17 protein-coding genes and 4 pseudogenes are annotated in these 21,756 nt (G+C 67.5%); 10 read left to right on the top strand and 11 right to left on the bottom strand.

Annotated features, from left to right (window positions below; genetic code table 11):
* Nucleotides 1-7 precede the first annotated feature (7 nt).
* Nucleotides 8-1,336, top strand: a complete 1,329-nt coding sequence (locus ACPEE0_RS00630; protein ID WP_424573747.1) for a flavin monoamine oxidase family protein — start codon at nucleotides 8-10, stop codon at nucleotides 1,334-1,336.
* A 90-nt stretch (nucleotides 1,337-1,426) separates the two neighbouring features.
* Nucleotides 1,427-2,902 carry an APC family permease gene (locus ACPEE0_RS00635; RefSeq protein ID WP_424573748.1) on the top strand — a complete coding sequence of 492 codons (1,476 nt, stop codon included), beginning with the start codon at nucleotides 1,427-1,429 and terminating at the stop codon, nucleotides 2,900-2,902.
* On the opposite strand, the gene ACPEE0_RS00640 is transcribed toward ACPEE0_RS00635, so the two are convergent.
* Nucleotides 2,899-3,531 (bottom strand): AmiS/UreI family transporter, encoded by a 633-nt coding sequence (locus tag ACPEE0_RS00640; protein ID WP_424573749.1) that lies wholly within the window; start codon nucleotides 3,529-3,531, stop codon nucleotides 2,899-2,901. The two genes, ACPEE0_RS00635 and ACPEE0_RS00640, sit on opposite strands and share 4 nt — an antisense overlap.
* 190 nt (nucleotides 3,532-3,721) lie before the next feature.
* On the opposite strand from ACPEE0_RS00640, the pseudogene gdhA reads away from it, so the two are divergent.
* Nucleotides 3,722-5,058 (top strand): annotated as a pseudogene (gene gdhA / locus ACPEE0_RS00645) (NADP-specific glutamate dehydrogenase).
* Between the two features lie 17 nt (nucleotides 5,059-5,075).
* Here the strand turns inward: gdhA and ACPEE0_RS00650 are convergent.
* From ACPEE0_RS00650 to ACPEE0_RS00660, 3 genes and pseudogenes are all read right to left on the bottom strand, one after another.
* Nucleotides 5,076-6,034: pseudogene (locus tag ACPEE0_RS00650) on the bottom strand (helix-turn-helix domain-containing protein).
* 135 nt (nucleotides 6,035-6,169) lie between these two features.
* Complete coding sequence (locus tag ACPEE0_RS00655; RefSeq protein ID WP_424573750.1) at nucleotides 6,170-7,276, bottom strand: alanine racemase; 1,107 nt, start codon at nucleotides 7,274-7,276, stop codon at nucleotides 6,170-6,172.
* On the bottom strand, nucleotides 7,273-7,863 hold the full coding sequence (locus ACPEE0_RS00660) for a TetR/AcrR family transcriptional regulator (RefSeq protein ID WP_424573751.1): 591 nt from the start codon (nucleotides 7,861-7,863) through the stop codon (nucleotides 7,273-7,275). Before ACPEE0_RS00660 ends, ACPEE0_RS00655 begins: the two co-directional genes overlap by 4 nt.
* A gap of 123 nt (nucleotides 7,864-7,986) precedes the next feature.
* On the opposite strand from ACPEE0_RS00660, the pseudogene ACPEE0_RS00665 reads away from it, so the two are divergent.
* Nucleotides 7,987-9,938, top strand: a pseudogene (locus ACPEE0_RS00665) (primary-amine oxidase).
* Nucleotides 9,919-10,341: a hypothetical protein gene (locus ACPEE0_RS00670; RefSeq protein WP_424575213.1), complete on the top strand. Its 423-nt coding sequence runs from the start codon at nucleotides 9,919-9,921 to the stop codon at nucleotides 10,339-10,341. The pseudogene ACPEE0_RS00665 and the gene ACPEE0_RS00670 overlap by 20 nt, the downstream one beginning before the upstream one ends.
* A gap of 118 nt (nucleotides 10,342-10,459) precedes the next feature.
* Here the strand turns inward: ACPEE0_RS00670 and ACPEE0_RS00675 are convergent, their stop codons facing one another.
* The 7 genes from ACPEE0_RS00675 to ACPEE0_RS00705 all read right to left on the bottom strand — a co-directional run bounded on the left by ACPEE0_RS00675 (nucleotide 10,460) and on the right by ACPEE0_RS00705 (nucleotide 18,428).
* Entirely contained in the window at nucleotides 10,460-11,929 is a 1,470-nt protein-coding gene (locus ACPEE0_RS00675) for an alkaline phosphatase D family protein (protein ID WP_424573752.1), read from the bottom strand.
* 166 nt (nucleotides 11,930-12,095) lie between these two features.
* Nucleotides 12,096-12,842, bottom strand: coding sequence for a ThuA domain-containing protein (locus tag ACPEE0_RS00680; RefSeq protein ID WP_424573753.1), 747 nt, complete (start codon nucleotides 12,840-12,842; stop codon nucleotides 12,096-12,098).
* A complete protein-coding gene (locus tag ACPEE0_RS00685) occupies nucleotides 12,842-13,936 on the bottom strand; it encodes a Gfo/Idh/MocA family protein (RefSeq protein WP_133348220.1) in 1,095 nt (364 codons plus the stop codon). The genes ACPEE0_RS00680 and ACPEE0_RS00685 overlap by 1 nt, the downstream gene beginning before the upstream one ends.
* A gap of 80 nt (nucleotides 13,937-14,016) precedes the next feature.
* Complete coding sequence (locus ACPEE0_RS00690) at nucleotides 14,017-14,931, bottom strand: carbohydrate ABC transporter permease (protein ID WP_424573754.1); 915 nt, start codon at nucleotides 14,929-14,931, stop codon at nucleotides 14,017-14,019.
* The gene (locus ACPEE0_RS00695; protein ID WP_009359614.1) at nucleotides 14,928-15,860 is read right to left on the bottom strand and encodes a carbohydrate ABC transporter permease; all 933 of its coding nucleotides are present in this window, start codon (nucleotides 15,858-15,860) and stop codon (nucleotides 14,928-14,930) included. Before ACPEE0_RS00695 ends, ACPEE0_RS00690 begins: the two co-directional genes overlap by 4 nt.
* 2 nt (nucleotides 15,861-15,862) lie before the next feature.
* Nucleotides 15,863-17,218: an ABC transporter substrate-binding protein gene (locus tag ACPEE0_RS00700; RefSeq protein WP_424573755.1), complete on the bottom strand. Its 1,356-nt coding sequence runs from the start codon at nucleotides 17,216-17,218 to the stop codon at nucleotides 15,863-15,865.
* A gap of 211 nt (nucleotides 17,219-17,429) precedes the next feature.
* Complete coding sequence (locus ACPEE0_RS00705) at nucleotides 17,430-18,428, bottom strand: LacI family DNA-binding transcriptional regulator (RefSeq protein ID WP_407710177.1); 999 nt, start codon at nucleotides 18,426-18,428, stop codon at nucleotides 17,430-17,432.
* Nucleotides 18,429-19,094: 666 nt separating this feature from the next.
* Between ACPEE0_RS00705 and ACPEE0_RS00710 the strand changes: the two are divergent.
* The 5 genes and pseudogenes from ACPEE0_RS00710 to ACPEE0_RS00730 all read left to right on the top strand — a co-directional run.
* Nucleotides 19,095-19,214, top strand: a pseudogene (locus ACPEE0_RS00710) (hypothetical protein); the annotation flags it as partial.
* Between the two features lie 56 nt (nucleotides 19,215-19,270).
* Entirely contained in the window at nucleotides 19,271-20,074 is an 804-nt protein-coding gene (locus ACPEE0_RS00715; RefSeq protein WP_424575214.1) for a hypothetical protein, read from the top strand.
* Nucleotides 20,075-20,115: 41 nt separating this feature from the next.
* Entirely contained in the window at nucleotides 20,116-20,280 is a 165-nt protein-coding gene (locus ACPEE0_RS00720) for a hypothetical protein (protein ID WP_424573756.1), read from the top strand.
* Nucleotides 20,256-21,035, top strand: coding sequence for a glutamine amidotransferase (locus tag ACPEE0_RS00725; RefSeq protein WP_424573757.1), 780 nt, complete (start codon nucleotides 20,256-20,258; stop codon nucleotides 21,033-21,035). The genes ACPEE0_RS00720 and ACPEE0_RS00725 overlap by 25 nt, the downstream gene beginning before the upstream one ends.
* Complete coding sequence (locus tag ACPEE0_RS00730) at nucleotides 21,023-21,751, top strand: protein glxC (protein WP_424573758.1); 729 nt, start codon at nucleotides 21,023-21,025, stop codon at nucleotides 21,749-21,751. The genes ACPEE0_RS00725 and ACPEE0_RS00730 overlap by 13 nt, the downstream gene beginning before the upstream one ends.
* The last annotated feature ends 5 nt before the right edge of the window (nucleotides 21,752-21,756 follow it).

A 21,756-nucleotide genomic window follows, 5' to 3' on the forward strand; every position in this document is an offset into this window, starting at 1 on the left:
AACAGCCATGGAGCACGCAAACGTGGACGTCATAGTGGTGGGCGCCGGCTTCGCAGGACTCACAGCGGCGCGGGAACTCACCCGGCAGGGCTTCGCCGTCCAGATCGTGGAAGCCCGGGACCGGATCGGCGGCAGGACCTGGCTGGACAGCCGCCTTGGCCGCGACCTGGAGATCGGCGGCACCTGGGTGCACTGGACGCAGCCGTACGTCTGGGCCGAACTGAAGCGCTACGGGATCGGCACGGTGCCCAGTCCCGAGCCCCAGCGCGCCTACTGGTGGGCCGACGGCGGCCGCCACGAAGGCTCACCCGCTACCTTGCTGGAGTTGATTGGCCGCCACAACAGCCACTTCGTCAAGGAGGCCCGGACCTACTTCCCGCAGCCGTTCCAGCCCCTGGCGCAGGACACGTTCAAGGAAATCGACGACGTCTCCGTCCGGGACCGCATCCGGGAGCAGTTCACGCCCGGGTCCGCCCGGGACATCCTGGAATCCTTCTGGACCCTGAACTTCAACGGTCCGCTGGACGACGCGGCACTCACCCAGGCCCTGCGCTGGGTGGCACTCACCAACGGCGACTGGGCCGTCAACTTCGAGGCCTGTGCCACGTACAAGATCGACGGCGGCACGGCTGCCCTCGCCGAAGCGATCCTGCGGGACTCCGGCGCGCCCATCCACTACGGCTTTCAGGTGGCGGGCATCACGGACGGCGGCGGATCCGTCACCGTCCGCAGTGCCGACGGCCGCACCATCGGTGCCAAAGCCGCCGTCGTCACCATTCCCCTTCCTGCCATGCCAGCGGTGGCATTTGAGCCGCCACTGCCGTCCGGCAAGGCGGACGGCGCCGCACGCGGCCAGGTCTCGAAGGGCGTCAAGGTCTGGATCCGGCTGCGCGGTGAACACACGCCGTTTGTGGCACTGGGAAATGCCGACTGGCCGCTGAATTTCTTCCAGGTCGAGTACGCGCTCGACGGCGACACGATCGCCGTCGGCTTCGGTCCCGACGCCGCCAGGATCGACGCCGGTGACCCGGCGTCCGTCCAGGCGCAGCTGGAACGCCTGGTCCCCGGACTTGAGGTCGTCGACGTCGCGACGCACGACTGGGTGGCTGACCCGCTCGCGGGTGAAACGTGGCCCATGCACCGCACCGGCTTCCTCGCCACATCCCTGGCTGCGCTGCAGGCACCGCACGGCAATGTGCTCTTCGCCGGCTCGGACATCGCCAACGGGTGGGGCGGCTTCATTGACGGCGCCATCGAAAGCGGCATGGAGGCCGCACTCCAGGCTGCTTCCCTGCTGGCCGCTCCGCCCGGCGCTGCGCTGACCGACAACAACTGATCGCTGCAGGACAAAGCGCCGCGGACGTCCTTTGACAAGCTGAATTCCATAGCCATTTCCCCCCAACTCATGACCGCTAAGAGGGATCCAATGAGTATTTCCAATTACGAGTCCCGGACCACTGACGCTCCGGCCAAGGAGCATTCCACTGCCCTCCGCGCCGGCAGCATCGGCGTGCTGGGCATCCTTTTCTTCGTCCTTTCGGCGCAGGCGCCCCTGACCGGCATCGTGGGCGCCTCGCCGCTCGCCGCAGCGCTCGGCAACGGTGCCGGCGCCCCGGGCGCCTACCTGATCGTGGGCATCGTGATCGTCGTCTTCGCGGTGGGCTTCGTGGCCATGAGCCGCAGGATCCAGGCCAACGGCGCCTTCTACGCCTACATCACCGCGGCGTTCGGCAGGCGGATTGGGGCCGGCGCCGCGTGGCTGGCGCTGCTGGCCTACAACACCGTCCAGGCCGCGATGTACGGGCTCTACGGGGCCGTGTTCTCCGGGCTGCTGGCCTCAATGGGGCTGGAGGTTCCGTGGTGGCTGCTGGCCCTGGCCACCATGGCGGGCGTGCAGGTCCTCGGCTCGCTGAACATCGAGCTCGGTGCCCGGGTCCTTGCCCTGCTGGTGGGCCTGGAGGTTGCCGTGCTGCTGCTGTTCGGCTTCACCGTGCTGTTCCGCGGCGGCGGACCGGAGGGCCTGGACCTTGCTGCGTCCTTCTCGCCCGCGGCAATCGGCGCCGGAGCTCCCGGCGTGGCCATCATGTTTGCCGTGGCATCCATGTTCGGTTTCGAATCAACCGCCATCTATTCGGCCGAAGCCGAAGACCCGCACCGCACCGTAGCCCGTGCCACCTACCTTTCCGTCGGCGTCATCGCGGTCTTCTTCTCGTTCATCTCGTGGATGCTGGTCAGCTACTACGGCCCCTCCCAGGTCATGGATGCCGCCGGGGCGGCCCTCGAATCAGGGGACGCCACCGTCTTCGTCCTGGGGCCCATGGTGGAACTCTTCGGCCCGTGGGCCGGGGTGGTGACCGGGGTCCTGCTGGTCACCTCGCTGCTGGCCGGCATCATCGCCTTCCACAACGGCATCAACCGGTACCTGCACTCCCTGGCCCTGAACGGCTCCATGCCCGCAGCCGTCGCCAGGACCAACCGGCACCGCGCCCCGGCCGTGGCCGCCTGGATCCAGACCGGCGCCGCCGTCGTGCTCGTCGCCCCCTTCGCGCTCCTGGGCCTCGACCCCGTGCTGAGCCTCTTCTCCTGGTTCAGCGGGCTGGCCGTGGCGGCACTGCTGGTGCTGTACATCCTCTGCTCGGTGGCCGTCGTCGGGTTCTTCCGCCGGGAGCGCATCACCGGCCAGCCGTGGCAGACCCTGGCGGCTCCGGCGCTCGCCGCCGTCCTGCTGGCATGGATCCTGTTCCTGGTGGTCAGCAACTTCACCGCGCTGATCGGCGGCAGCACCGAAACGGCGGTGGCCCTCCTGGCGGCTGTCCCCGCCGTCTACGTTGCCGGCGTGCTGGTGGAGGGACAGGTGCAGCGCCGGCAGGCAGCCGCGGACCTGGGAACACGCCGGCCCTAGGACGCCCTGCCGGCAGGACCGGGAGCCACCTTTTCACTGGCCCGCGGGGGAGCAGCAGCTCCCCGGCGGGCCAGTCTCTGTGCCAGCACAAAAACCCCCGCGAGCAGCACCGCCGCAACCCCCGCCGCGCCGCCCCCGGAAGGCCACAGCCCGGCCAGCCCCAGGAGTGCCGGAACCGTTGCCGTGACCTGGCTGGACAGCACCAGGCTCCAGCCGGCCAGCGGATCCAGCCGCGTAACGCCCAGGGCCGCGGAGGCAAAAAGCAGGCCCCAGAGCGCGGACCAGCACAGCCACAGGACAGCCAGCAGCGGGTCGGAGCCCAGCCAGGCTCCGGCGAGGACCAGCCCGACGGCGGCCACCATCCCGCAGAACCAGCCCAGGCCCTTCGATCCAAGACCCAGCAGGACATCCAGGCCCACATAGGCGTAGGTGGTGCCGAACAGGAACATCCCTGCGGCAGTCAGCGGCGCAGTGCCGCCCACCGCCAGGCAGGCGATGCCGAGCGCCAGTTGGGTGCTGCCCACCAGGAGGCTGAAGACCGCGGCATCGCGGCGTGGCAGGAACCCCAGTGTTCCCAGGCCGTTGATCAGGAGCGCCGCGCCGGAGAGCAGCAGGCAGATATGGGCCATCAGTTGGCCATCCGGGCATCGGCGCAAGAAATTTTCATAGAGCGGAATTGGAATGTCACACTGTGGATATTAGGCTGGAATCCGGATCGCCGGCTACAGGCCGCCGGTCATAATCGTATAAGTTGAAGTATCAACTTTTATTCGCGCCGGTACCCGCCGGTGCGCCGGAGAACAGGCAAGGAAGCAGTTCATGGACGCACGGCTGGAGGCCATTCGGGACACCGTCCTGGCGCGCAACCCCGGTGAGGCGGAGTTCCACCAAGCGGTGGTGGAGGTCTTCGAAAGCCTCGGCCCGGTCCATGACCGGCACCCGGAATTCCTCGACGCCGCCATCCTGGAGCGCCTCTGCGAACCCGAACGCCAGATCATCTTCCGCGTGCCCTGGACCGACGACGCGGGGCGGGTGCAGATCAACCGGGGCTTCCGCGTGGAGTTCAACTCCGCGCTGGGCCCCTACAAGGGCGGGCTGCGGTTCCACCCGTCCGTCTACCTGGGCATCGTGAAGTTCCTGGGCTTCGAGCAGATCTTCAAGAACGCCCTCACCGGGATGCCGATCGGCGGCGGCAAGGGCGGCTCCGACTTCGACCCCCGCGGCCGCAGCGACGCCGAGGTAATGCGGTTCTGCCAGTCCTTCATGACCGAGCTGTACCGGCACATCGGCGAGTACACGGACGTGCCGGCAGGCGACATCGGCGTGGGCGGACGCGAGATCGGCTACCTTTTCGGCCAGTACAAACGCATCACCAACCGGTATGAATCCGGCGTGCTGACCGGCAAGGGGATCTCCTGGGCGGCTCGCTTGTCCGCCCGGAGGCCACCGGCTTCGGCACCGTGATCTTCACCCAGGAAATGCTGAAGACGCGCGGCACCTCGTTCGACGGCCAGCGCGTGGTGGTGTCCGGCTCCGGCAACGTGGCCATCAACGCCATCGCCAAGGCGCAGTCCCTGGGCGCCACCGTGGTGGCCTGCTCCGACTCCTCCGGCTATATCGTGGACGAGGCGGGGATCGACGTCGGGCTCCTGCGCGAGGTCAAGGAAGTGGAGCGCGGCCGGCTCAAGGATTACGCCGTCCGCCGTCCCGGCGTCTCCTATGTTGACGGCGGTTCAGTGTGGGACGTCGATGCCACCGTGGCGCTGCCCTGCGCCACGCAAAACGAGCTCGACGGCGGCGCTGCCGCGAGGCTGGTGCGGGGCGGCCTCCTCGCGGTGGGTGAAGGGGCCAACATGCCGTCCACGCGGGACGCCGTGGCAGTCTTCCAGGAGGCAGGGGTGCTGTTCGGTCCCGGCAAGGCCGCCAACGCCGGGGGTGTGGCGACCTCGGCGCTGGAGATGCAGCAGAACGCCAGCCGTGACTCGTGGTCCTTCGAACACACGGAGGAGCGGCTGACGGACATCATGGTGGGAATCCACCACCGGTGCGCTGCCACCGCCGACGAATACGGCGAGCCGGGCAACTACGTCCTGGGCGCCAACATTGGCGGGTTCGTCAAAGTTGCAGAAGCCATGCTGGCGCAGGGCCTGATCTAGCGGACATGCCGTAAGCCCTAGCCGCCGCGCCGCCAGTCGCTGGGGGAGACGCCGAAGGCATCGCGGAAGGTCCGGCTGAAGTGCGCGGCATCCAGGATTCCCCACCGGGCAGCGATGGCGCCCACCGGCTTTCCCGCATGCAGGGGGTCCCGCAGGTCGCGGCGTGCGCCGTCCAGCCGCTGGCTCCGGATCCAGCTGGCCACCGTGGTGCCGGATTCGTGGAAGACGTTGTGCAGGTGCCGGGTGGAGATGAAGTGCGCCGCCGCGATGCTGGCCGGTGACAGCATCGGGTCCGACAGGTTCGCGTCGATGTACTCCCGGATGGACACCGCGAGCAGTGCCTGCGGTTTCATCCGTTCCGGGCTTATGTCCATCTCGGCGTGCAGCATGGTGGAGACCAGGTCCAGGGCGTTGGTTGCCAGGCGGGAGCCGCTGGGGCCGTTCAGCACCTCCAGGTTCTCCGAGAGCTGGCGGATGAACTGCCCCACGATGCCGCTGAGGCCGGTGGCGTCCATGCGGACGGCGGCGAGCTGCCCACGTAATCCGGGGGCAGGGACAGTGCGTCGCAGGGGAACATCACCACCATCATCCGCGCCTGCTGTTCGAACGTGAGTGTGTAGGGGCGGTTGGTGTCGTAGATGGCAAGGTCGCCCGGCTGGAGGACTGCCTCGCGGTTGTCCTGGATCAGCAGGCCGGTGCCCTCCAACTGGAGGTTGAGCTTGAAGTAGCGCTCGCCGGCCTGGGCGATCAGCGCCGGCGTACGGTGCACCTCGTGCGACGTGGCGGTGACTTCCACGATGGACATGCGGTCCAGCACGCGGGAGCGCAGCTGTCCGCGGAAGCGGTCCACGTCCGCGGTACTGGCGGCCAGCGGCACGAAGGACTCGGCTACCAGATGCTTCCAGTGGTCAAAGGATGCGGCGGTGCGGGACGTAAGCTGCTGCCCGGCGGGCCGGGACGGGCTGAGTGCTGGCATGGATAATCCTGACGACGACGGACGGCCATCTGACATTCCCCGGGACTGTGTCATGGAACACAGTCCACTCAGGTTAAGGCTTGTCGAATCTTTTTTTCAACGATTGGCGAAAAAAAGACCCTTCCTGACGAAGGATTAGGAGTTCTTGCCGCGGGCGGCCACGCGCCAGCGCTCCACCAGGCTTCCGTTACTGACGACGGCGACATCGTCCACCAGGTTCATGGCCAGGCAGACGTGGTTGGGGATGGCGCGCAGCCGTTCGCCCAGCGCAGGCGGACCTTCGGGGCTGTGCCACTCCACGGTGGCGTGGTGTTCCGAGAGTGCCGTGATCCTTGCGTCCGGGTGGTCAAGCAGCCGCCCGTAGCCGGTTGCCCAGGCGGGCTTGTCGCTGCCGAGGATCTTGCTGCCGGCGTCGATGATGAAGCGTGGCGGTGTCCCGGGTTCCACTGCATGGTGGCTCACCACGGTGGCGGCCACGGTGAGCGCGATGTCCTCAGGGGCGCAGCGGCCCAGCTCAAGCTGCTGGGCGTCACCGAATACGTAGACCCCCGGACGGACCTCCGTGGCGGCGGAATTTCCAGTCAGCAGTGCGGTGGGCGTCGATCCTCCGCTTCGCACCCCTGCCTTGAACCCGGCCGCCGCCAGGGCTTCCGCCGCGAGCCGCAGCGCCTCCTGTTCCTGCGCGGCCGCCTCGGCCGGCATGCCCGGAGCGTAGCTGTGGCCTGGAAAGGTGAACACGCCCGCAACGTCCAGGCCGGCGTCGGAAGCTGCCCGCGCAACGTCGGCTGCGGAGTGAGGGCGGACGCCGCTGCGGTGATGGCCGCTGTCCACCTCCACCAGCACCCTGACGCTTCCCGCCGCCGGCCCCAGGCCCTGGCCAAGCCGGGCAGCGCCTTCAGCCGAATCCACGCCGATGGTGAGCTTTGCCTTTCGAGCGAGGTCCCGAAGCCGGCCGGCCTTCCGGTCCGACAGCCACAGGGGGTAGGCGATGAAAAGGTCGTCCAATCCGGCGCCGGCGAACACCTCCGCCTCGCCGATGGTGGCAACGGTCAGTCCGGTTGCACCGGCGGCAAGCTGGCGGGCGGCAATCTCCGGGATCTTGTGCGTCTTGGCATGCGGCCGAAGGGCCAGTCCCTTGGCCCGGACGGTGTCCGCCATGCGCGTGATGTTCCGGTCAAGCACGTCCAGGTCGACCAGGATGTCCGGCGTCTCCACGTCCGCGGGGATCATCTGCGCCGTCATGCGGCGAGCAGGGTGAGGTAGCCGTCAAGCTGGGCGGCGTGGCCGAAGTCGGTCCCGCCTTCCGGGGATAGCGCCGCTTCGATCTGGGCGCCGAGCAGCATGTTGAGGAGCTGGCCGGCCAGGATGGAATCGTCGACGGCGGCACGGACGTCCCCGGCTTCGCGCGCCTCTGCCAGGAATTGCCGGATGGTGTCCAGCCATGCGGCCATGGACTGCTGGTGGATCTGCGCTTTCTGGGCGTCATTGACGGCCTTCTGCCAGAAGGGGATCACGATCCGCGCTTCGTTCACGCGCTCCTCGTCCAGGGGCAGGACCTCCAGGCAGAAGGCCCGCAGGGCTTCCATCCCGTTCTTGCCCCCGGTGACCTCGGCGATCCGCTGGTTGGTCCGGTTGAACACGTGGCCGAAGGCGAATTCCAGGAGTGTGTCCTTGGTAGGGAAGTAGGGCTTCAGGGCGCCGTTGGCGAACCCGGCCTCCATGGCGATCTCCCGCATGGTGGCCCCCTCGAGGCCCTGCCGCGCGATGATCCGCCACGTGGCGTCCACGAGCTCCAGACGGCGCTCGTCATGGTCAACTATCTTCGGCACCGCTGGCACTCCCGGGAAATATTTCGCTCAGACTCTTGTGAGCCATGTTACGGACGTTTATTCTCTACAACTATAGAAAATAAACCACCAGTGGCCGGCAGCGGCCCGGACAGAGGTTTCACCATGACTCTTGCACCAACCCGCACCGCATCCGCCTTCAGCCTGGCAACGGCGCCGGAAATCCTCATAGTACGCTCCGTCCTGCAGGCAGCGGGCCTGCTGGAACCGCAGCACCGGATCGCCTACCTGGGCCTCCTGGAGCCCCCGCGTGGAACCGCCGCGGATGACGCGGACCGTCGCTTCCGCGTCTTTGTCCACGACGTCTCCGGCGCGGCGCCGCGCGACGTCACCGTCTCGGTCACGCAGCAGAAGGTCCTGTCCGCCGTCGAACTCGATACCGCGGCGACCGGCGAACTGCCGGTCCTCGAGGAGGAATTCGAACTGGTGGAGTCCCTCCTTGCCACCGATTCACGCTGGCTGAAGGCGCTGGCGGACCGGGGCCTGGACGTAACCAAAGTGCGGGTGGCCCCGCTCTCGGCGGGCGTCTTTGAATATGCCGAGGAGAAGGGCCGCCGGATCCTGCGTGGCCTGGCGTTTGTCCAGGACTTCCCGGAGGACAGCGCGTGGGCGCACCCGGTGGACGGGCTGGTGGCCTATGTGGACGTGGTGAACAAGGAGGTCACGCAGGTGATCGACCTCGGCGCCATGCCCATACCCGCCGAACACGGCAACTACACCGATCCGGAACTGACCGGCCCGCTGCGCACCACCCAGAAGCCCATCAACATCACCCAGCCCGAAGGCCCCAGCTTCACCGTCACCGGGGGCAACCACGTGGAGTGGGAAAAGTGGAGCGTGGATGTGGGTTTCGATGTCCGGGAGGGCGTGGTCCTGCACAACCTGGCGTTCCGGGACGGTGACCGGCTGCGGCCCATCATCAACCGGGCATCGATTGCCGAGATGGTGGTCCCGTACGGCGACCCGTCGCCCATCCGGTCGTGGCAGAACTACTTCGACACCGGCGAGTACCTGGTGGGCCAGTACGCCAACTCGCTGGAACTGGGCTGCGACTGCCTGGGCGACATCACCTACCTCAGCCCGGTCATCAGCGACGCCTTCGGCAACCCGCGCGAGATCCGCAACGGGATCTGCATGCACGAGGAGGACTGGGGCATCCTGTCCAAGCACTCCGACCTGTGGGCCGGTGTCAACTACACCCGCCGCAACCGCCGCCTGGTCATCTCCTTCTTCACCACCATCGGCAACTACGACTACGGCTTCTACTGGTACCTCTACCTGGACGGCACCATCGAGTTCGAGGCCAAGGCCACCGGCGTCGTCTTCACCTCCGCCTTCCCGGAGGGCGGCTCGGACAATCTCTCCAGCTCGCCCCCGGCCTGGGCGCCCCGTTCCACCAGCACCTCTTCAGTGCCCGGCTGGACATGGCCATCGACGGGTTCACCAACCGAGTGGAGGAAGAAGACGTGGTCCGCCAGGTAATGGGCCCGGGCAACGAACGCGGCAACGCCTTCTCCCGCAGGCGTACCGTCCTGGCCCGCGAATCCGACGCCGTCCGCGAGGCCGACGCCCGCGCCGGCCGCACCTGGATCATCTCCAATCCCGAGTCCCGCAACCGCCTGGGCGAGCCGGTGGGCTACAAGCTCCACTCCCACAACCAGCCCACCCTGCTTGCCGACCCTGAGTCCTCGATTGCCCGCCGCGCGGCGTTCGCCACCAAGGACCTCTGGGTCACCCGCTACGCCGAGGAGGAGCGGTACCCCACGGGGGACTTTGTCAACCAGCACCCCGGCGGCGCCGGCCTGCCCGGCTACGTGGCCCAGGACCGGGACATCGACGGCCAGGACATCGTGGTCTGGCATACCTTTGGCCTGACGCACTTCCCCCGGGTGGAGGACTGGCCCATCATGCCCGTGGACACCGTGGGCTTCAAGCTCCGCCCCGAAGGGTTCTTCGACCGCAGCCCGGTCCTGGACGTGCCCGCCAACGTCAACGCGGCATCGGCGTGCCACAGCGGAGGCAGCAGTGACGGCAGCAATGCTGGCTCCTGCCACTAGCCCGGGGTTTCATTCCCGGCTTTGCGCGCTGGTCACCGCGGCGTCCTGCCTGGTGCATGTGTGGGTGGCGGCTTCCGGCGGGCACGGCGTCTGGCTCGGGCTCCTGATGGTGGGGCTCGCCGCCGTCTGCGTCCCCTGCACCGTCCACATCTGGTGCCACGGCAAAGTGGGGGCACTCCACCGGGTTGCCGCCGCCGCCGTGGCGATGGCGGGCCTGCATGCGGTCCTGCTGCTGGGCGCGGGCGGCGGGGGACACGCCCATGGCGGCGGGCCGCCGTCGTTCGCTGCGGAGGTGACGGGCAGCAGCCAGCTGCTGCTGGTCATTGGGCTGGAGCTGGCGACGGCGTTGCTCGCCGCCACGCTGGTGGCGCGGCTGCGGCGGCAGGCATGGGATGTGGGCTAGCCGGGCTCCCTGGCCGGTTCGCCGGCCTTGCGCGGAGCAATGGTGACGTCCGCGACGCGTTCCAGCTGCGGGTGGGCGTTGTCGCCGTCACGGACCACGCCCCGCTGCCACCACAGCTTCAGCCCCTCGGGGGCAATTTCGAGGCAGGCCAGGTTGTTGTCGAACCAGGGACCCTTGACCGTGGACCAGTGCAGTCCCGGGTCCGGAACCTTGGCCGAGCGGGCGGCCAGCGCGCCAAGGGGCGTGGCCAGGCCGTAGGACATGAGGGCGCCGAAGGACCGCAGCAGCCGGGGCAGGGGGTTGCGGATGGGGGAGCAGACGGCCTGGATGATCCTGCTGCCGGTGCTGCGTTCCACCTCGGAGACGTAGGAGAAGTGGACGTCGCCGGAGAGGAACGCCACCGTTTCCGGTGCCGGGCCGCGCCGGCCGTCCGCCACCTCCCCGGCCATCGCCGCCACCCGCCGGAAGCTCTTTTCGAAGGCACCCCAGTGCTCCAGGTCGAAAGTCTGCCGCAGCTTTTCCCCTGTGCGGGCCGCGAGCCTGCCCAGGCGCCCTCGGAGATGGCCTCGTCCCAGGACTCGAGGTGGTGCAGGCCCATGGGGAGCAGGAACGGCAGGGATGTGCCCACCAGCAGGTGCCGGAAACCGCCCTGCATCCGGTCATCCAGCCAGGCCATTTCGACGTCGTCCAGCAGGGCGCGGCGGTCCGGCGCCAGGTTGCGTGCGGCACGGGAGTCCACCACGATCAGCCGGGTGTCGCCGAAATCGCGGCAGAAGCTCCAGCGGTAGGATTCCGGCTCGCGGTCCGCGCGTTCGGCCAGTCTGTCCAGCTCCCGGCTCACATCGGGCTCGCCGTCCCCGTGATGCCCGGCAATAACCTGCCAGACCGGGTCGGCGGCACGGTCCTGCGGGGAGAGGTTCCCCAGGTGCTGGTACACCCAGTAGGAGGCCAGTCCGGCAACGATGCGCTGGTGCCACCACGGCTTCTGCTGCATCTCCTCACGCCAGGTCCGTGAGGCGTTCCAGTCGTCCCGGATGTCGTGGTCATCGAAGATCATGGCGCTCGGCAGCGTGGAGAGCAGCCACCGGTTGGCAGGATCGGACCACGCCAGGTAGTAAAGGTGGGCGTACTCCTCGTAGTCCTGGAGCTCCTCGCCGGGAGGTTCGCTGATGTCCCGGCGGGATTTGATGAACTCCTGCATCTGCTCACTGGTGAGGTCTGCATACACCTGGTCGCCGAGGAACACCACCAGGTCCGGCCACCGCTCATCCGTTCCGGAGATCATCTTCAGCGCGTAGGCGCGCAACGCGTCCACGCCGTGGGTGCGGTTGCCGGCGGAGTCGTGCGGGACGCTGGTCCGGCAGGACCCGTAGGCCAGCCGCAGCGGTTTTCCGGGCTTGAGCGTGGCGACCACCGGGGGCGGGAACCCGTGCTCCGGTTCCGGCCAGACCTTGCTGCCGTCGACTTCCACGGAATACGGAGTCACCGTCCCGGGCTCAAGCCCATGCAGGTCAACCAGGGCGTAATGGTGCCCGTGCACGGCGAACGTTGAAGCAGTCCACTGCCTGCCGCCGGCGTGCACGGACACCTGGGAAAATTGCGGGTTTCCACCCAGACGCTCGCCGTCGTCTCATCCACGAACCGCATCATGGGCCCTAGCACCAGCGCTGAGGAAGTCATCTCTCAGTTGTACCCGCTGGGGCGCGGAGCGGCTATGGGGAAACCCGCAACTTGTCTTCCCACCGCTCCGCGAACTACCGCTCCACGAACCAGTCCCGCGCGGGATTGGTCACGGCGGGCGCCGAACGGTCCAGTCCGGGCTGGGCAGCCCAGCGGACGCCGTTCGCCAGGACACGCTGGATCTGCGGGTGGTGGTACACCGGGTATTCCTGGTCGCCGGGGCTGAAGTAGAAGATGCGTCCCTTGCCGCGGGTGAACGTGACGCCGGAGCGGAACACCTCGCCGCCGGCGAACGAGCTGATGAAGATCAGGTCGTCCGGGTCCGGGATGTCGAACAGTTCCCCGTACATCTCCTGCTCGGGGATGACGATGGGGCTGTCCACTCCTTCGGCGATGGGGTGTGACGGTTTCACGGTCCAGACCAGCTCGCGCTCGCCGTCGTTTCGCCAGGCCAGCGAGCAGCTGGTGCCCAGCAGCCGGGTGAAGACCTTGGCGAAGTGCCCCGAGTGGAGCACGATCAGTCCCATCCCGCCCAGTACATGGCGCTGGACACGTTCGACGACGGCGTCGGCCACCTGGTCATGGGCGATGTGGCCCCACCAGAGGAGGACGTCCGTCTCGGCGAGCACCTCCTCGCTGAGCCCGTGCTGGTCGTCGGCGAGGACCGCCGTCGTAATCTCCGACTCCGGGTAGAAGGAGCGCAGCCCTGCTGCGATGGCGCCGTGGATGCCGTCCGGGTAGATTTCCCCGATGTGGGCCGGCTCGTTGTTGGCCTCGTGGACGCCTTCGTTCCAGACCAGGATCCTCAGTTTTTCACCCATTAGAGACGAACCTCCCTCTGCTCCCGTGCGGACTGGTAGCACGCGTCGATGATCTGTGCGCGGTAGAGCGCCAGCGAACCGTCATGCCCGCGCCAGGCCTCGGGGCCGCCGCGGACGGCTGTCACGAAATCCTCCACCACCGCATCGTGCGCCCGGCCCGGAAGGACGGGCGGGACATAATCCGCGGATTCGCCGTCCTTGTCGGTGAACACCCGGAGCTGGCCGACAGGCGGGAAGGGCGCGCCCTGCACCTTGAGCTCGGCACCGCCGTCGGTTCCGTAGACGGTGAAGTCCAGCAGGTCGTCGGTTTCCCGGTACGTGGCCCAGCTGGCCTCGATGAGGAGCGTTCCGCCGCCCTCAAGCCGGAGGAACGCGGACGCGAAGTCTTCCACCTCGAACGCGTGGCTGGTGGCCTGGGCGGAGTACCTGCTGCCGCCGCCCCGCCCTTGGGGACCCAGCTCCGAATGGGTGGCGGCGGACACTGCCAGCACCTTCGGTTCGCCGAGCAGGTGCAGGGCATAGTCCAGGGCGTGGACGCCGATATCGGCCAGCGGCCCGCCGCCGGCGAGTTCGGGGTTGGTGAACCAGCTGCCCAGGGTGGGGATGCCGGAACGGCGCAGCCACGAGGCCTTGGCGTAGTAGGGGCGGCCCAGGCCGCCGTCGTCAATGACCTCCTTGAGTGCGCCGATGTCGCCGCGGCGGCGGTGGTTGAAGGCAACATCCAGGACGCGGCCCGCCTTGCGCGCGGCATCCACCATGGCCTGGCCTTCGATGGCGTTGCGTGCGATGGGCTTTTCGCTCAGCACATGGATCCCGCGTTCCAGGGCGGCTATGGAGATGGGGGCGTGCAGGAAGGTGGGCACTGCCACGCTGATGGCATCCAGGCCGCCGTGCTCCAGCATCTCCTTCCAGTCTGCAAAGGCATTCGGAATGGAGTACTCAGCCTGCAGCGAGTCGCGGAGCTCCTGTTCCATTCCTGCCAGCGCCACGATGCGGACGCCTTCCAGGGCGTTGTAGGCCATCAGGTGCTGCTGCCCGGCCCAGCCGATGCCGACCACGCCCACCCTCAGTTCCTTGGTGTCTGGTTCCGGCAGGGCGGATGCCTGCTGGCCGGGGGACTGCTCGTTGCTCACGGATGTTTCCTTCTTTTTTGTTGTTGTGGATTTGGGGGCTTCTAGCCCTTGACGGCGCCGGCGGTCATGCCGGAGACGATGCGTTTCTGGCACAGGAGCACCAGGATGACGAGCGGAACCGTGATGACCACCGAGGCCGCGCTGATGGTGCCGAGCGGCTGGTCAAACTCGCTGGTCCCACTGAAGAACGCAATCGCCACCGGGACCGGACGGGCCTCGGGGGAAGTGGTGAGGGTGACGGCAAGCAGGAATTCATTCCATACCGAGATGAACACGAGGATCGCCGTCGTGGCAAGGCCCGGGACCGCCAGGGGCAAGATGACTTTGCGGAAGGCGGTGAATGGCGTCGCGCCGTCCATGTAGGCCGATTCCTCCAGCTCACGCGGGATCTCCCTGAAGAAGGAGGTCAGCGTGTAGATCGCCAGGGGCAACGCGAACGTCAGTTTCGGGATGATCAGGCCAAGGAGTGTGTCGTACAGGCCGATCTCGCGCCAGATCGAGAACAGCGGGGCAGCAATGGCAATGGCCGGAAAGGTGGTGACCGACAGGATGAGGGTCAGGATCAAGGCTTTGCGGCGCATTTTGAGCCGGGCCAGGGCATAGGCCGCGAAGGAGGCGAACACCAGCGCCACCGTGGTGGTGACGACGGCGATAATCACCGAGTTGCGCAGGGCCAGCAGGAACTCGGCGCTCTGGAACACGGCCTGGTAGTTCTCGAAGGTCGGCTGGCTGGGGAAGAGTTCACCCTGGTAGAGGCTGGCGCCCTTCTTGAGGGACGTGTTGACCAGCCAGTAGAACGGGATGAGCGAGAAGCCCATGACGGCTATGACGAATACCCACACGACGGGATGCAGCCGGGCCTGGCCGCGGGGCCTCCGCCGCGGCGCCCTGCCCCTGGATGGCCGGCCGCGGCCGGCGGGTGCCGCCGTCGTCCGCTGTGCAGTCAGCGTGCTCATTGTTCCTCCTTGGCAACTTCGCGGATGTTGCCCCCGGCGAAGCGGATGTACACCACCGAGACCGCCATGACGGTCAGGAAGGTGAGGATGGACAGCGCCGACCCTTCGCCCACAAGGCGGTTTTCCCGCAGCTGTGCGTAGGCCAGCATGGACATCGACTCGGTGCCGTTGGCGCCGCGGGTGAGCACGAACGGCAGGTCGAAGACGCGCAGGGCATCCATGGTCCGGAAGATCGCGGCCAGCACAATGGCCGGGCGGAGCAGGGGCAGGGTGACGTGGATGAAGGACTGCCACTTGCTGGCGCCATCAAGTTCCGCGGCCTCGTAGGTCTCGGTGGAAATGACCTGCAGGCCGGCCAGGATGATCAGGGCTGCGAAGGGTGTTGTCTTCCAGACGTCGGCCAGGACGATGACTGCCATGGCGTAGCCGTGCTCGCCGAGCCAGACAACGTCGCCGCCGGGCAGGCCCAGCGTTGACAGGACATTGGTGACCAGGCCCAGGTTGGGCTGGAACATCGTTTCCCAGGTGATGGCACTGACCACGGTCACCACCGCGTACGGCAGCAGGACCACGGTGCGCAGGAGTGCCCGGCCCTTGAAGGCGAGGTTAAGCAGCAGTGCCATGCCCGTCCCGAGCACCAGCTCGAGCGAGACCGAGAGCCCCGCGAACAGGAACGTCTGGCCGAACGCCGCCCACCAGTGCGGCCCGGTGAGGGCCGAAATGTAGTTCTCAAGTCCGACGAAGCGCGAGAGTCCGGCGGTGCGGACGCTGTACTGGTTGAGGGAAAGCCAGAGCGCGTACCCGATGGGCACCGCCGCCACCAGGGCCATGAGGACCAGGGAGGGGGCAGTCATCCGGAACGCGAGCCGCCTCTCCTCCCGGTCGCGGCCGTTGATGCCGCGGCCGGGAGCAAGGAACTTGGTGGCCATGATCAGAAGCTCGCCTTTGCGGCCGTGATCTCTTCAGCCATGGTCTTCACGGCGTCCTCGGTGGTGGCGGTTCCGGAAAGGACCGCGTAGACGTTCTTGTAGATCGCCTGGGAGATCTGGGGGTAGACCGGGGAAATGGGGCGCGGCTTGGCGTTCTTGACGGAGGCGAGCAGTTCAGTGGCGAACGGCATCTTCGCCAGGACGTCCGGGTCCGAGTAGGCGGCCTCGTTGACCGGCGCCTGCGAGAAGTCCATGGCCACGTGCTTCTGCCACTCCGGGGTGGTGGCGAAGTCGATGAAGGCAACGGCGCCCGCCTGGTTCGTGGAATGGGCCGAGATGGCAAGGTTCCAGCCGCCCAGGACGCCGGAGGCCTTGGCGCCTTCCCATGCCGGAAGGGGGGCTACGCCGAACGTGCCCGCCAGCGGGGTGGCGTTGAGCAGGCGGTTGACGTGCGGCCAGTTGCGCTGGTAGCCGAAGTTCCCCGACTCGTAGGCCAGGCGCCCGGCGTCCTCGTTGTATGTCAGCACCGCGCGGTCCGCCGAGCCGTCCTTGAGGCCCTTCGCCATGAAGTCGAGTACCTCCCGGGTTTCCGGGGAATCGATGCTGACTTCGCCCTGGTCATCCAGCACCTCGCCGCCCGCGCTGTAGAGCATTTCGAGGAAGTTCACGGTGAGGCCCTCGTACTGCTTGCCCTGGTAGACGAAGCTGTTGCCCGGGGCGCCGGCTGCCTCCGCATACAGCTGCTGCCAGGTATCCGGCTTGGCCACCTTGTCCTTTTGGTAGTAGATGAGTCCCGCGTTGGTGAAGAACGGGGACGCCCAGTACTTGTCCTCGTACTTGGCGGTTTCCACGGTGGAGGGAATGAGGCGGTCCTTGTTGGCTTCCACCAGTTCCGTCTGGTCAAGGATCCAGCCCTGGGAAGCGAACTCGGAAGTCCAGATGACGTCCGTGAGGAACAGGTCGCATTCCGCTGACTTGCCTTCGAGCCGCTGCACTGCCTGGGTCCGCATCTCGTCAGTGGTGGCACCGATTTCGGTGTATTTGGCCGTGACCTTGCCGTTTGCCTTGGTGAAGGCCTCTGCTGTGCCTTTGTAGATGCCGGAGGCGTCCTTGCCGCCGCAGATGTTGATGCTGCCGCTGGCGCCGGCTCCTGCGGCCGGATCGGCGGCAGGGGCCTGGTCCGCGCCGGGAGCGGCCGCACCACCTCCACAGCCGCTCAGCAGCAGGCCCGCGGCCATGGCTGCCGCCACCGCCAGGGTTCGCCCGCTGGTCCGGCGTGATGCGGGCGCCAGGGCGGGGGCGGGCATGGATGGTGCAGTGTCCTCATGGCGCGGAGATGCGTTTTGAATCAGGTCCACAAGTGGCTCCTTTGGGGTCGGGAGGGATGCTCGAGGAATGGCAGCGTGCAACGTCGCCCGCATACCTCAGCGTGGCTTCGTTGCCTGGCCGGCTTTTGGTCAGTCCTATTTGGAATCGATTCCAAATTCCGCCGAATAACCAGTCGGGCTAACTTTGGAATCGATTCCACAGCAGTGTGTCAGGGGTCACGTCAGCCTGTCAACCCCTGGCTCAGCTGTTGGTGGAGTCCCGCACGACGAGTTCGTGGGGGAGGTACATCCGGCCCCTGCGGTGCGGGCCCGCCGTGGTCATCCGTTCAAGGAGCGCCTCGAAAGCCAGGCGGCCCATCGAGTACGCGGGCTGCCTGATGGTGGTCAGTTCCGGGACGCACATCTCAGCCTGGACGGAGTCGTCAAAGCCAGCCACGGCGATGTCCTCCGGTACCCTCAGCCCGGCGTCGGTGATCGCACGGACGCACCCCGCTGCCACTGTGTCGTTCCCGCAGAACACGGCATCGGGGCGCGGGGTTGCGTCAAGGAGTTCTTCGGCGTGGCGGCGGCCAGTGTGGAAATCGAAGTCACCGTCCACGAACAGTATCTGGTCGGCGGGCATACCTGCCTCTGCGGCGGCGAGCCGGAAGCCCTCCTCGCGCAGGCGGCCGGAGCGGGCCGCCCTGTTGCCGATCATCGCCAGCCGCCGGGCGCCGGTGGCGATCAGGTGCCGGGTGATGTCCACGGCCGCCTGCCGGTCGTCGATGGCAACGCCGAAGGCTGCGTCGGCGTCGGCGATTTCGCAGACCTGGACGACGCATTGCTGCTCGGCCATCTGTCCGATGTCCTCGTCGGGCATGGTGGGGGAGAACATCACCAGGCCGTCAACCGAGCCGTTGCGCAGCATGTCCACCAGTTGCTGTTCACGCTCCGGATCGCCTGCGGTCGGCGCGATGAGGCTGACATACCCGGACAGCGCCCCGGCGTCGCTGACTCCGCGGAAAGCCTCGCTGATCACGGGCGAGTTCAGGTTCTTGGCAATCGCGAGGATGCGCATCGTCCTGTCCCGCCGCAGGTCGCGGGCGGAGGCAAGCGGCCGGTAGTTGAGCTGGTGGATGGCGGCGGTGACCTTTTCCTTGCTCGACTCGCTCACGGCAGGGCTTCCATTGAGGACCCGCGACACCGTGCCCACGGATACTCCGGCCGTCCTGGCGACGTCCTGGACTGTCGCTCGCGCCATTCCCCTGATCCTTTCGCGGCCGGCGGTGATTGCCGGAAATCTTCCCCAGCTTAGCCGGGCGTGCACAGCCGGGGACGCGCGGCGGCATCGCCCGGCGCATGCTTGCGGCCCGCCGGCCTGCCGGTCAGGCGCCGGCAACACCCAATTAACATGCCCGACGGACGCGCGAAATGTCGGCTTGGATACTCTGGTGCAACAAGGTTTACTAGTAGCTAACACCAACCCGACAGGATTGTTTCGATGACCAGTGTCGCAACCCCTGCTGTAACCCCCTCGGCCGGGCTCGCCAGCCAGGCCAACGACGCCCTTTCCCAGCCCGCCATCTCCCTCGCGGACATCGCCCGCGCCCACGACGTCCGCTTCCTCCTGGCCACGTTCGTGGACATGACCGGCAAGCCCTGCGCCAAGCTGGTCCCGGTGGAGGCGGCGGACGAGCTGGAATCCGGCGCCATGGGCTTTGCCGGCTACGCCGCGGGCCTGATCGGCCAAAAGCCGCAGGACGCGGACCTCATCGCCGTGCCGGACCTCTCCTCATTCACCCCGGTCCCCTTCATCAAGGAGGGGCTGGCGATCATCCACTGCGATCCGCACGTCAACGGGCAGCCGTGGCCGTACGCGCCGCGCGTCATCCTCAAGAACGCGCTGGCCCGGCTTGACCAGAAGGGCATGCAGGCAAAAGTAGGCGCCGAAGTGGAGTACTTCCTGGTGAAGAAAAACGACGACGGGACGCTGAGTACCGCCGACGACAAGGACGATTCGCCGCGCCCCTGCTACGACGCCCGCGGCGTGACGCGGATGTACGAGCACCTCACCTCGATCTCGGACGCCATGAACAGCCTGGGCTGGGCAACTACGCCAACGACCACGAGGACGCCGCCGGCCAGTTCGAGCAGAACTTCAACTACGCCGACGCCCTCACCACGGCGGACCGTGTTGTCTCGCTGCGCTACATCCTCAACATCCTGGCGGAGCAGCGGGGCATGACGGCCACCTTCATGCCCAAGCCGTTCACGGACCGCACGGGCACCGGCCTGCACTTCCATCTCTCGCTCTGGTCAGGTGCGGACGCGCTGTTCCCGGCCGGCGACGGGAAAGTGGACGACGGCGGCCGCGGCCTTGGGCTCTCCCGCCTCGCCTACTCCTTCATCGGCGGGATCCTGGACCACGCTCCGGCCCTGCAGGCCTTCCTGGCACCCACCGTGAATTCCTACAAGCGCACCGGCGCCACCACCAGTTCCTCCGGAGCCACCTGGTCTCCGCGGAAAGCGTCCTTCGGCGGCAACGACCGCACCCACATGATCCGGGTCCCGGACAACAAGCGGATCGAGCTGCGCTCAGGCGACGGTTCGGCCAACCCGTACCTGGCTATCGCCACGGCCATCGCCGCCGGGCTGGACGGCGTGGAGAAGTCCATCGATCCCGGCCTGCCGTCGGGGCCGGGGGAGTCGAAGCCGGACGCCCACTTCCTGCCCGCCACCCTGCTCCACGCAGTCGAGGCACTCCGCAAGGACCCGGTGATCCTGGCCAGCCTCAGCGGCGATCCGGAGATCGGCGCCTACTACGCCACGGCGAAGGAAGAGGAATTCCTCAGCTGGCACAACCAGGTCAGCGACTGGGAAATCCGCACCTACCTGACCTCGATCTAAGCAACCCGACCCGAACAGACCCAACCAAGCAAAGGACCGTTATGTGCGGAATCGCCGCGCTGCAGCTGCGCAACCCCTCGCTGTATCCAAAGATGGGCAGCCTGCTGTCCTCCATGCTGTGCCAGATCGTGGACCGCGGACCGGATTCCGCCGGCCTGGCCGTCTACAACACCCCGGCCTGGTGTCCCCGGGCACCTCCACGCTGAGCCTGCTGGGCAGGGACCAGGGCATGCCGACGCCGGCCATCACCGAGGGCGTCGCCGGGCTCCTCGCCGGCGTGCTTCCGGCGGACGCCGGCGTCTCGGTGCAGGTGGTGGGTGACACCACCCTGGTGGGTGCCGCCGTCGGGACCGACCTCCTGGTGAAGGCCGTGACCGAAACCCTGCCCGCCGCCACCGTTATTGGCCGCGGGGAGCACGTGGCAGTCATGAAGAGCGTGGGCCACCCCATGGAGATCGCCGCGGAACATGGGCTGGAAGCCATGGCCGGCAGCCAAGGCCTGTCCCACACCCGCATGGCCACCGAATCTGCCGTGACCGCGGGCGGCTCGCACCCCTTCTCCGTGGCGGACGACCTGTGCCTGGTGCACAACGGCTCCTTCTCCAACCACGCCACCGTGCGGCGGGACCTCAAACGTGAGGGTGTGGTGTTCGACTCTGAAAACGACACCGAGGTGGGCGCCCGCTACGTGGCCTCCCGCCTGCAGCAGGGTGACACCCTCGAGGAAGCGCTGGTGAACCTCGGCAAGGTACTGGACGGTTTCTACACCCTGGTGGTCACCACCGCGGACAGCATGGCCGTGGTCCGGGACCCCATCGCGTGCAAGCCCGCCATCATCGCCGAAACCGACGACTACGTGGCAATGGCCTCCGAATACCGCGCCCTGGCAGCCCTGCCCGGCATCGACAACGCCCGCATCTTTGAACCGGAACCCGGAAAGGTCTACACATGGTCACTCTGACAGCCCCCGAAACCACCGCCCCCGAGCCTTTAACGGACGCGCCGGCCGTGGTGGACCTCGCCGGCGCTCCGGTCCGGGGCCTTAACCAGGCACTGCACGACGCCGTTGACGGCCAGTCCTGGACCGTCACCAACCCGAGTGGCAAGCACAGCCTTGCCGTCGGCATCAACGCCGACGTTGCGGTGACCATCGAAGGCCATGCCGGCTACTACGCGGCCGGGATGCACCAAAAGGGAACCGTGACGGTGAACGGCAACGCCGGCGTCGGACTGGCCGAGAACATCATGTCCGGCCGCGTCCGCGTGACGGGCGATGCTTCCCAGTCCGCAGCCGCCACCGGCCACGGCGGCCTGGTGGTCATCGACGGCAACGCCGGTGCCCGGTGCGGGATCTCCATGAAGGGCGTGGACATCGTGGTGGGCGGCAACATCGGCCACATGTCAGCGTTCATGGCCCAGGCCGGCCGGCTGGTGGTCTGCGGCGACGCCGGGGACGCGCTGGGTGACTCCATCTACGAGGCCCGGATCTACGTCAAGGGAACCGTCGCCTCGCTCGGCGCGGACTGCATCGAAAAGCCGCTGCGGGAGGAGCACCTGGCCGAACTCGCGGAGCTCCTGGCCGCCGCCGGCCGCACCGACAACCCGGCCGACTTCAAGCGCTACGGTTCAGCCCGCAACCTCTACCACTTCCACGTCGACAACTCGACCGCCTACTAGGAGGC

Source organism: Arthrobacter sp. SD76, assembly GCF_049726125.1.
Lineage (GTDB): Bacteria > Actinomycetota > Actinomycetes > Actinomycetales > Micrococcaceae > Arthrobacter > Arthrobacter nitrophenolicus.

Bases quoted from the DNA above. Each gene is read 5' to 3' on its own strand.
- ACPEE0_RS00680 (WP_424573753.1), bottom strand. From the start codon at position 12,842: ATGGGTGAAAAACTGAGGATCCTGGTCTGGAACGAAGGCGTCCACGAG.
- ACPEE0_RS00635 (WP_424573748.1), top strand. From the start codon at position 1,427: ATGAGTATTTCCAATTACGAGTCCCGGACCACTGACGCTCCGGCCAAG.
- ACPEE0_RS00720 (WP_424573756.1), top strand. From the start codon at position 20,116: ATGTGCGGAATCGCCGCGCTGCAGCTGCGCAACCCCTCGCTGTATCCA.
- ACPEE0_RS00655 (WP_424573750.1), bottom strand. From the start codon at position 7,276: ATGACGGCGCAGATGATCCCCGCGGACGTGGAGACGCCGGACATCCTG.
- ACPEE0_RS00730 (WP_424573758.1), top strand. From the start codon at position 21,023: ATGGTCACTCTGACAGCCCCCGAAACCACCGCCCCCGAGCCTTTAACG.
- ACPEE0_RS00670 (WP_424575213.1), top strand. From the start codon at position 9,919: ATGCTGGCTCCTGCCACTAGCCCGGGGTTTCATTCCCGGCTTTGCGCG.
- ACPEE0_RS00695 (WP_009359614.1), bottom strand. From the start codon at position 15,860: ATGGCCACCAAGTTCCTTGCTCCCGGCCGCGGCATCAACGGCCGCGAC.
- ACPEE0_RS00640 (WP_424573749.1), bottom strand. From the start codon at position 3,531: ATGGCCCATATCTGCCTGCTGCTCTCCGGCGCGGCGCTCCTGATCAAC.
- ACPEE0_RS00705 (WP_407710177.1), bottom strand. From the start codon at position 18,428: ATGGCGCGAGCGACAGTCCAGGACGTCGCCAGGACGGCCGGAGTATCC.
- ACPEE0_RS00630 (WP_424573747.1), top strand. From the start codon at position 8: ATGGAGCACGCAAACGTGGACGTCATAGTGGTGGGCGCCGGCTTCGCA.
- ACPEE0_RS00690 (WP_424573754.1), bottom strand. From the start codon at position 14,931: ATGAGCACGCTGACTGCACAGCGGACGACGGCGGCACCCGCCGGCCGC.